The organism is Aneurinibacillus sp. UBA3580 (assembly GCF_002375825.1).
GTDB lineage: Bacteria > Bacillota > Bacilli > Aneurinibacillales > Aneurinibacillaceae > Aneurinibacillus > Aneurinibacillus danicus.
Genome location: NZ_DFMZ01000054.1, coordinates 1 through 8,880, shown reverse-complemented (window position 1 = coordinate 8,880; position 8,880 = coordinate 1). Strand labels below are relative to the sequence as shown.

Genomic DNA, 8,880 nt, shown 5'->3' with positions numbered 1-8,880 from the left:
GGCTCCTCCGCCACCGATAACAATACGGGCCGGAGCAGTGACGGTATAAGCACCCGCCAGCGCATATCCTAAATAATAGGCAGCGTTAGCAAGCACACTACGTGCAGCCTCATCGCCTTTCCGGGCTGCCTCAGCCACAACTTTACCGGTCACTTTTCCCTCCCGGGCCAGCTGTTCTGCAAGCAGGCTCTTTGGATGAGCCTTTGCCGCCTGCTCGCCGTAATAAGCAAGGGCAGACGCAGATGCTTCCGTTTCCAGGCAGCCAGCTCTGCCGCAATTGCATGGCCGTCCGCCTTCTATTTTTACACGAAAATGGCCGATTTCTCCAGCCAATCCATGTGTTCCGTTGACAATCCTCCCATTTGTGATGACACCGCCCCCTACACCGGTGCCGATCGTAATACATAGCAGGTTATTCACACCTTTTCCGGCTCCCCGCCACATCTCTCCGAGTGCTGCCGCGTTCGCATCGTTAATTACAAACACAGGAACATTCAGCATAGCAGACGCTTTTTCGGCTACGGGAACATCCCTCCAGCCAAGGTTGACTGCCCGGGTTACCCGCCCGGTTTCCATCTCTACAAATCCCGGGATGCCTATGCTGGCAGCCCGAATCTCTCCAGGAGCGATTTTCGCTTCATTACAAAGCGCCTCTCTCAGCTCCTGAAACTGGCGAAACGTCTGCTCCGCCTCACCACCCGTTCTCGTAGCCACCTTCCGTTTGGCGAGAACCGTACCATTTGCATCCACCAAACCGGATTTAATATTTGTTCCTCCTACATCAAAACAGAGATACACTGCACCCTCCTCCTTGCCCGTCTATCCAAATTCCCTATTCTTCTATTATAGTATGTATGGACGGTTTCGTTTTGATTTTATCCGTACGTCCCTTATACAAGAGAAATCGTCCCTATTTTGTGTGCACCCATGCTGCATCACGACCAATGGCGTCTCTTCCGCCTCATTATAGCCGCTTGGCGCATAAATTTTAAGCTAAAGTAAAGCAGTGTCTTTTCTTTGCGTTCTCCTTTTTTATACAATGTTAAGCGTTATAATGTTTTTATGTTAAATAGCACGGTTTGCCCCTTGACTTTTGTTTTAAGGTCATGCGTATAATAAAAAAGTTTGTAGGACGCAGAAGAACGAAAAAATAAAGGGAGTGATTTGTCACATGGCGATTACAAGCTATGAACAAATTGAAGAGAAAATCTGGGACATTGTAGAAACAGAAATCATTCAGGGAGAGTTCATGCAAACACTGCTGGCAGGAGAGTGGACACCTTCGCAGGTACGAGAGTTTGCACTTCAGTACAGTTATTATAGCCGCAACTTTCCCCGGGTACTGGGTGCAGCTGTGGCTGCCGTCGAGCCGGAAGACGACTGGTGGGTTCCGCTTGTTGATAACCTGTGGGACGAAGGCGGACGTGGCAATCCGCAGAGCTATCATTCCCGTCTATACCATTCGTTCATGATTACGGCCGCGCCTGATGTACCGACAAATGAAAAATACGTACCGGATTACCCGGTAGCCCCGGCTGCGAAAGAAGCTGTCGATACGTTTATCTCTTTCCTGCGCAATGCGACGTCGATCGAAGCAATGGCATCCATCGGCTTTGGTTCAGAGATGTTCGCCGGTAAAGTGATGGGACTTATCGGCAAAGGACTGGAACACCCGAATTATAACCAGGAACGGAAGCTGAACACAACCTTCTGGACTGTGCACGCCGATCATCACGAACCGCGCCATTACGAGCTATGCAAAAATGTGCTGATCCGCTTCACATCTCCGCAGGATTTGGAACTTATGTATCGTGCCGGTGCGTATATCACTCGTTCTGAAGCGCGCTTCTATAACGGCTTATATGAACGCATGAAAAGCGTATAAGCTGAAAGCGGCCTGTTCGCCGGAACGGGCCGCGCTTATTATGATAGGATTCGATGGAATATTCTAAATGATACATAGAGAAAGAAGGGAAGAAGGTGGAGATTGAAACTGTCGTGTCTTCCATCCTTACAATGGCAGCCATGATTCTCATTGGCGGTCTTCTAAGCTGCCGCATGCCTTTTACGTTGGAAAGGCGGCAGTTGCTGATTGCCATTATTATCAATGTAGCAATGCCCTGTATTATCCTAAACGGGGTATTTCAAACAGAGATTGATGCTAATTTTCTTACGCTTGTTTTACTAATCTTTCTTAGTTCGATCCTTATTAACTTTTTTGGCGTGTTTCTCGGCTGGATGGCGGCACGCGCAATGCATATCACTCCCGATAAAGCAAAAGAAATAGCGCTTCTGTCAGGTCTTGGCAATACCGGATTTATCGGCATTCCGCTCTGCGCTGCTCTATTCGGTCCTAAAGGAGCACTGCTTGCGGCTATTTTTGACGCAGGATTGGATTTTACCATCTGGACGCTTGGTGTCATGATGCTGCAGGGTCAGAGAGGATTCAATTTTCGTTCTTTAAAAGCACTTATTAACATTCCAATGATATCCATTTTCATCGGAATGCTGGTCGCCGTGTTCAATGTCACGCCCCCGAAGAGTGTGGCAAACCTGGCGGAAACGCTGGCCAATCTTGCATCTCCGCTTGCCATGATGTACATTGGAATGCTCATTCCGTCCATGGCTAAAAAGAAACGGACCACTGCTCTGCATCACCTGAGCATGCCGCTCATCATGAAACTGCTCATTTTCCCGGTCACTATCGCCTTGCTGCTGCACCTTCTTTCTCTACCGCTGGAGGTGGCGCAGATTATTATCGTGCAGTCGACTATGCCGAGCCTTACGTTGGCGTCCATTCTGTTTGCCCGCTATTCACGGGACGAAGAATACGGAGCGACGATGACCGTATTCTCCACGCTTGCATCAATTACGACCATTCCGCTCATGACGATGATCGGCTTCTATCTTCTCGTCAAATAAGGAGCGCTTTAAGCGCTCCTTTTTCTGTGAAAATCAGGAAGAAAGAAGGAGAGGAGAGAGGAATAAAGATCCAAGCAAGAAAAAGGCGTTCGCCTTTTTCTACATTAAAATCCTCCCCTCGTTCTCTTTCCTCTTTTCCTTCGTACCTCAAAAGTCAGCCGCCCTTCCCATGGTTTTCATGTCGGGGCTGCGGCTGAGAAGCTCAAAAATAGAGACTATTAGCCGATTGCCAAAAGAAATACAGGCCCATGATAAGGGATTTATTAAAAAAATGTAAAAAAACAATCCGCTTTTTTAGTAATAAAGTATGAGTTTTTCATCCAATGTCATGGTATAATCATCATTGATTCTAATTGCTTTTACCAGTTCACTTATCGTAGACAAATCAAATTTACATAATTTATGTAAAGGGGAAGAAGATGATGGAATGTCCGTTTAAGCATCTGCTCGGCAATGAAAAAGGAGCCTTGGGATTTTTTAAAGGAACGAAAAAAGAAGAGTCGATACAGACGGCCGGCACAAGAGCCTCCGCGGCTTCATCAGCGGAAGTTTCCCGCTTCTATCAGCAATTGATGGAAAGCACGGAAGCATCCAAAGTCCAGTTTGTAGGATTGACGGAAGAAGATTTGCAACGTCTTGTTGCCATTCGTCCTATCTTTACCAAATACGTAGCCGACATTGTAAAATCATTTTACGACCAAATCATGAAGGTTCCGTCTTTAATGGCCATTATCAACAATCATAGCTCGGTCGATAAACTGCGCCAGACCTTAGAACGTTATCTTCTCGATATGGTGTCCGGCGAAATCGGTCAGGATTACATCGTTCGACGTAAGATTATCGGCAATGTGCATAACCGGATTAATCTGTTTCCAGAGTGGTATATTGGTGCGTATACATTAATCCAGAATGAAGTGCTGGCTCTGCTGCTCAGGGAAATGGCTTCCCCTTCCGAGGCGCGTGAAGCGTTCACTTCGTTTCAACGCCTCTGCTCGTTTGACATGCAGATTGCGATTTCTACCTATATCGATTCTTATACATCGTCTATGATGCGTCTGAATGAAATCGAACGCATCCAGCACCGCCTTAACGAATCGTCCGAAATGCTCGTAGCTACAGCGGAAGAGACAAGCGCATCCATTGGTGAGAAAGAGGCGCATGTTATGCAGATGCTCGAGGGTACACGCGACATCCAGGAAAGCTCACAGCAGATGGTAAACGATGTAGAAGAAGGTAAAACGGAAATTAGTTCGGCATTGCAAGAAATTGACCGTATCGTAGAAATCATGGACGAAACGCGTGATAAATCTAAAGAGCTTATTGAAAGCGCCAATAAAATCGGAGAGATTGTCCAGGTTATCCATGCTATTTCCAACAAAACGAATGTCCTGTCCTTAAACGCGAGCATCGAAGCGGCGCGCGCAGGAGAGCATGGACGCGGCTTTACTGTCGTGGCCAAGGAAGTGCGTAATCTTGCTATGCAAACCCAGGCGGCGCTTAATCATATTCATGAACAGATCTCTATGGTACAAAATAACGTGAACTCATTTGAGAATTCATTTGAACAAATTGCAAAACAAACAAACCGCTTCCGTGAGATTAATACTGCGATTATGAATATTATGAATAACTCTTCGGTACAGGTGCGTGCCAACAGCGAAAAAATTAAGAATGTGAGCAATTATATTTTAGACTTCCAGCAAACGTTCAATGAAATTTCCACCGCATCCGAACAAGTGGCCAAGATGGCTGAAGAATTAAGTCTTTTAAGCAATCAATTGAATGACAAATTCGACATCCAGAAGCAATAAACGCACAGATACAAAGAAATACGTGCATAGGTGGGACACGGAATGAGTATAGTCAAATTTTCTTTTGAAAACCGGGAATTCCCCTCTCTTGAGGAAATGACAGATGTATTACTGCACGAAGCGAATGAGCAAATCATTCGCATCGATATGGGCAATATGGCAAATACAAACGACAATCGAAACTACGTAAAATGGCGTCTGCTTCATCTGCAGTATTACTTTGGTAATGTTACTCCTATGAAAGTCAAATCCACGTATAATTCTCTCTGGAGTCAGCTCTATCGCCTTGAGCACCAGGATGAATATCGTCACCCATACCTAAAAAAATTATTGGAAAAAGTTCAACATGCTAACTTATGATTTTCACGATTTAACCAGAGAGAACCTAAAAAAATATGTTGATCATGTTTTACATGATGTCTGCAGTCATCTTTCCCTTACGGAAAATTGTCTGCTGCATTATTCTCTTCAGCTCAGCATATGGGAAATTCTTGTTAATATTATCGATCACAACCCGCAAGCAGCATCTACGCACCCTACGCATATCACCGTTCTGTGGACCGACAGCGAGATTATACTCCGCATTGTCAACAAAGGGGGATGTTTTGACTGGCATAAACATTTGGCGACCGGCTTGCCTTCGCCGGAACAGGTAAGAGGCCGGGGCTTATACATTATCAAAAGCATCAGCAAGCATTTTTCATTCGACGAACGCGGTGAAACGGCTATTATTATATTTGATCGCTAATGACAAAGGTCTGGAAACAAAGAACAAAAGGGGAAAAATCGAATGATTACTTATAGCGTACAAACGGATCAAATCTTGTTTACCTTCAAGGAAGACATTAATTTTGAAACCGTGCGGCAAATCGAAATAAAGGTACGGGAAATAAAAATTCCGGAGCAGCCGACAAAGCTGGTCATTGATCTTGAACAGGTACGATTCATCGACAGCACAGGCGTAGGATTCCTTATCAGCTGGATTCATCCACTGATTTCCCGCTATCAAATCCGGATTATCAATAGCTCTCTTCCTGTGAAAAACATCCTGCAAATCTGCAAGCTCGATACACTGGTGGAAATCGCATAACCGATACAAATAGGAGCGGAAAAGTGGCTTGCCTTTTTCCGCTCCTTCTCTTTCTTGCTTTCTTACTTGCCTCTACCCGCCCCATACCTCCCTATTCCGGGAGCGTAATCACAAGCAAGCATACATCATCTTTGTTTTCTTCGGTTACAAAAGCTTTTATCGCTGCCTCTTTCACTGTTGCCGTTTCCATATGGCGATTCTCCCAAAAGAAACGCTGCATCTCTTCTACCATATGAAACGCCGCATTTTCCTTTCTCTCTATCAAACCGTCAGTATAAAGAACAATGCGTGCTGCCGTTTCGTATGTAATTACTTCTTTCTCGACCGGTAAATGAGGCAGAAGTCCAATCGGCAAGCTTCCCTTCTCAAGCCGCCAGTTCTTCCCTTCCGCCGTACATACGATCCCGGGCGGATGACCAGCATTCACATACTCAATCGTTTTTCGATTCGTATCGACTACGACATAAATGCAAGTAAAATAATAAGAGGATATTTTACGCTGTTCCGCATACAGGTTATTCATATGTCGATTCAACTCTTTTACCACTTTCACCGGGTCTGTCAGTCTTGTAATCAACCCCTGCAGAAGTGAGCGAACGGACATGCCGATAAGCGAGGCGCTAATTCCGTGGCCAACTACGTCAAGCAGCAAAATGCCATACCGGTGGGAATCGATTTTATACCAGCAATATATATCTCCTGCTAATTTCTCAGACGGAATGTATATCGCTTCAATCTCAATGTTTGCTTCAAAAAGCGGCCGACTCAGCACGCTCTCCTGCACTAGTTTGGCCAAATCCAGCTCTGCCTGCAGTACCTGCTCCGCCTGCTTGCGGCGAGTAACATCGGACTGTAATCCCACGAAATAAAGCAAATCACCTGATTCATCAAAAACCGGACTAATGGTTAACTCGTTCCAGAAACTTGTCCCGTCTTTCCGGTAATTCAACACTTCTGATGTAATTGGTTTGCGCTCTCTTATTGCTCGACGGATATCTGCAATCGTCTCTTGATCCGTCTCTTCCCCCTGTAAGAAGCGGCAGTTGCGCCCCAGCACTTCATCAGCTATATATCCCGTTAGCACTTCAAATCCCTTGTTGACAAAAATCAGCGGATTATCAGGCAAGTTCGGATTCGAGATAGTTACGCCCGTTACTGTATTAGCAATGGCTGCGGCAAGGTGGTTATTCGTCTCCAGTGCATGAAGAAACTGCTCATTGGACTTTTTCCGCTCTGTAATATCGTGAAAATACACGCACAGCCCACCGGCAAACGGCACAGCATGCACTTTAAACCATTTATCGTATGTCAGCGAATATTCTTCAAATTCGACCGCTCTCTGCTCAGCCAGCGCTTTATAGTATTCGTTTTGAAAGGTGAGAGCCATCGCGTTAGGGAGTTCATTCCACAAACTTTTTCCCAGCAGATCTTTCCGGCGTTTTTTCAAAATCTTTTCAGCTTCCCGATTTACATAGATAAACCGCCACTGTTTATCCACAGCAAAAAACGCATCGGAAATGGTCTCGATCATCTGTGCGATCTGCCAGGCCGATTGCTCTTCATTCATGCTGCCTGCCCCCTCACCGGATTCGTTTCTATTTTCAGTGTAGCATATCCACCAAAATATGAAATCCTTTGCTTCTACTCCATAAGCAATTCTCTTTTGTATGAATACAATGTAGCATCCGATACCCTGCGTATCGCCAAAACAGCAAGAAAGGATGAAAAAGATGAATACGCAAAAAAAAGAGCGACATGCCTTAAAACTGCTCGGTGTCTCGGGAATCGGGCTGCTGTTCGATTCGATGGACGTCGGTATCCTCGCCTTCGTTATTGCCGCGCTAAATGTGGAGTGGGGACTGACGCCGACGGAAATGGGCCTTATCGGTACGATTAACTTCATCGGAATGGCACTGGGCGCGGCGCTTGCCGGTCTATGGGCTGACCGTTACGGACGCAAGCAATTGTTCATCGTTACACTTCTTATTTATAGCATTGCCACCGGTTTGAACGCTTTTGCCACCACACTGCTCATCTTTATGGTGCTGCGCTTCATTGTCGGTTTCGGTCTGGGAGGAGAGCTTCCCGTCGTCACTACGTATGTTCTGGAATCTGCCCCGCAGCGTGATCGGGCAAAGTGGGTCGTCTGGCTGCAGAGCTTCTGGGCTGGCGGGGCACTTGTTGCCGCCGTTATCTCATACTTTATCATTCCGGAGTTTGGCTGGCGCGTCGGGTTGTTTATGGGCGCAATCCCTGCGCTGTATGCTCTTTATCTGCGCCGCGCACTGCCGGAGACACCCGCTTTTACCAGGCAATCTGAACAGAAGACGATCGGACAAAAGATTAAACTTTTGTGGTCCCCTTCTTACCGCCGCACAACATTTGTGCTGTGGACCCTCTGGTTTGCTTCCGTCTTCTCTTACTACGGAATGCTGCTGTGGATGCCGTCTATTATGGTTATGAAAGGGTTTACACTCATCAAAAGCTTTGAATACGTGCTGCTGATGACGTTAGTGCAGATTCCTGGATATTTCACCGCTGCCTACTTCGTCGGCAAATGGGGCAAAAAACCAACCCTTGTTGTATTCATGTCACTGTCTGCCATCTCTTCGCTGGCATTCGGACTATCACCTAATATATGGACATTACTATTTTCCGGCATTTGTCTCTCTTTCTTCAATCTGGGGGCCTGGGGCGCTACGTACGCATATACGGCAGAGCAATATCCGACCTTGTTCCGTGCCACCGGTACCGGATGGGCCGCAGGTTTCGGCCGAATTGCCGGTATCATTGCACCGTACTTGGTCGGGCTGCTCATCGGCATGAGTATTGGCTTCCCATATATTTTTTCCATGTTCTTTACGATGACGATGCTGGCCGTACTGGTCGTGCTTTTCCTCGGCAAAGAATCCGCGACCGAATAATCAATCAAAACTCCCATGGCTTTTCAGCTGCAACCCTGCTATGAAAATCATGGGAAGAGCGGCTGACTTTTGCGGTACGAAGGAAAAGAGAGAACAGAACGAGGAGAGGATTTTAGTGTAGAAAAAGGCGAAG

9 protein-coding genes are annotated in these 8,880 nt (G+C 46.3%); 7 read left to right on the top strand and 2 right to left on the bottom strand.

The genetic code is table 11. The annotated features are described in order from the left end of the window. Positions 1-798, bottom strand: a 798-nt coding sequence (locus B2899_RS08745; RefSeq protein WP_286885137.1) for an ROK family protein, incomplete at its 3' end; no start/stop codon positions are given. A 373-nt stretch (positions 799-1,171) separates the two neighbouring features. On the opposite strand from B2899_RS08745, the gene B2899_RS08740 reads away from it, so the two are divergent. The 6 genes from B2899_RS08740 to B2899_RS08715 all read left to right on the top strand — a co-directional run bounded on the left by B2899_RS08740 (position 1,172) and on the right by B2899_RS08715 (position 5,823). Then, a complete protein-coding gene (locus tag B2899_RS08740) occupies positions 1,172-1,885 on the top strand; it encodes a TenA family transcriptional regulator (protein ID WP_174760614.1) in 714 nt (237 codons plus the stop codon). Between the two features lie 95 nt (positions 1,886-1,980). After that, a complete protein-coding gene (locus B2899_RS08735) occupies positions 1,981-2,922 on the top strand; it encodes an AEC family transporter (protein WP_286885132.1) in 942 nt (313 codons plus the stop codon). Between the two features lie 419 nt (positions 2,923-3,341). Continuing rightward, positions 3,342-4,733 carry a globin-coupled sensor protein gene (locus B2899_RS08730; RefSeq protein WP_146810917.1) on the top strand — a complete coding sequence of 464 codons (1,392 nt, stop codon included), beginning with the start codon at positions 3,342-3,344 and terminating at the stop codon, positions 4,731-4,733. A 42-nt stretch (positions 4,734-4,775) separates the two neighbouring features. Continuing rightward, positions 4,776-5,093: a hypothetical protein gene (locus B2899_RS08725; protein ID WP_286885131.1), complete on the top strand. Its 318-nt coding sequence runs from the start codon at positions 4,776-4,778 to the stop codon at positions 5,091-5,093. Further along, complete coding sequence (locus B2899_RS08720; RefSeq protein ID WP_286885129.1) at positions 5,080-5,481, top strand: ATP-binding protein; 402 nt, start codon at positions 5,080-5,082, stop codon at positions 5,479-5,481. The genes B2899_RS08725 and B2899_RS08720 overlap by 14 nt, the downstream gene beginning before the upstream one ends. A gap of 42 nt (positions 5,482-5,523) precedes the next feature. Beyond that, entirely contained in the window at positions 5,524-5,823 is a 300-nt protein-coding gene (locus B2899_RS08715) for an STAS domain-containing protein (RefSeq protein WP_146810914.1), read from the top strand. Positions 5,824-5,914: 91 nt separating this feature from the next. Here B2899_RS08715 and B2899_RS08710 read toward each other — a convergent pair whose 3' ends face one another. Beyond that, a complete protein-coding gene (locus B2899_RS08710) occupies positions 5,915-7,390 on the bottom strand; it encodes a SpoIIE family protein phosphatase (protein WP_170230294.1) in 1,476 nt (491 codons plus the stop codon). Between the two features lie 163 nt (positions 7,391-7,553). Here B2899_RS08710 and B2899_RS08705 point away from each other — a divergent pair, with 163 nt between their 5' ends. After that, positions 7,554-8,747: an MFS transporter gene (locus tag B2899_RS08705; protein ID WP_146810912.1), complete on the top strand. Its 1,194-nt coding sequence runs from the start codon at positions 7,554-7,556 to the stop codon at positions 8,745-8,747. Positions 8,748-8,880: the final 133 nt, after the last annotated feature.

What these genes read in the sequence shown, in the direction of transcription:
- B2899_RS08740 (WP_174760614.1), top strand. Translation starts at nt 1,172, where the DNA reads ATGGCGATTACAAGCTATGAACAAATTGAAGAGAAAATCTGGGACATT.
- B2899_RS08730 (WP_146810917.1), top strand. Translation starts at nt 3,342, where the DNA reads ATGATGGAATGTCCGTTTAAGCATCTGCTCGGCAATGAAAAAGGAGCC.
- B2899_RS08725 (WP_286885131.1), top strand. Translation starts at nt 4,776, where the DNA reads ATGAGTATAGTCAAATTTTCTTTTGAAAACCGGGAATTCCCCTCTCTT.
- B2899_RS08720 (WP_286885129.1), top strand. Translation starts at nt 5,080, where the DNA reads ATGCTAACTTATGATTTTCACGATTTAACCAGAGAGAACCTAAAAAAA.
- B2899_RS08715 (WP_146810914.1), top strand. Translation starts at nt 5,524, where the DNA reads ATGATTACTTATAGCGTACAAACGGATCAAATCTTGTTTACCTTCAAG.
- B2899_RS08710 (WP_170230294.1), bottom strand. Translation starts at nt 7,390, where the DNA reads ATGAATGAAGAGCAATCGGCCTGGCAGATCGCACAGATGATCGAGACC.
- B2899_RS08705 (WP_146810912.1), top strand. Translation starts at nt 7,554, where the DNA reads ATGAATACGCAAAAAAAAGAGCGACATGCCTTAAAACTGCTCGGTGTC.